This is a genomic window from Bacteroides cellulosilyticus DSM 14838 (assembly GCF_000158035.1).
Classification (GTDB): Bacteria; Bacteroidota; Bacteroidia; order Bacteroidales; family Bacteroidaceae; genus Bacteroides; species Bacteroides cellulosilyticus.
Genome location: NZ_EQ973517.1, coordinates 1 through 547, shown reverse-complemented (window position 1 = coordinate 547; position 547 = coordinate 1). Strand labels below are relative to the sequence as shown.

Genomic DNA, 547 nt, shown 5'->3' with positions numbered 1-547 from the left:
CGCGGATTACACGGATTACGCGGATTTATTTTCTGTAATATAGTGTGATAGCGCAGCCTTTAATCCGTGTAATCCGCGCCTAAATTACTATCAGTATTTAGTTCATTTCCATACTTTTCAGAACGCTTCCGTCATGTTGAAATAGAACAACGTCTGATTGTTGACCGTATTTTTACCCAGGTCGAGGCGTACGTTCATACGTGGTTGCACTTCGATGCGCAATCCTACGCCATAATTAGGCAGCACACCTTCTATTTTGCCGGGGGTGGGTCCCATGAATCCGCAGCCTGTCCAGGCCACGAAGCCGACGTGATTGAGCATGCGTTTCAGCCAGGTGCTTTTATCGGTATTTATCATCTGACGGTATTCGGCCATGACTACGTGGGACGATTTATCGCGATACTGCCCCATGTAATATCCCCGCAGGTCAAAAGGAGTTCCTGTCAGGATATATTGTGTCAGGGGTACATCGCCGAATACGTTTTTGCTTTGAGCAGTCCAGGCTATGACTTTGCGCTTACCGACAGTCTTATATTGTCGATAGTCT

1 pseudogene is annotated in these 547 nt (G+C 46.8%); it reads right to left on the bottom strand.

Annotation, left to right across the window (positions count from 1 at the left end):
- Positions 1–117 precede the first annotated feature (117 nt).
- Positions 118–547 (bottom strand): annotated as a pseudogene (locus BACCELL_RS25430) (BamA/TamA family outer membrane protein); the annotation flags it as partial.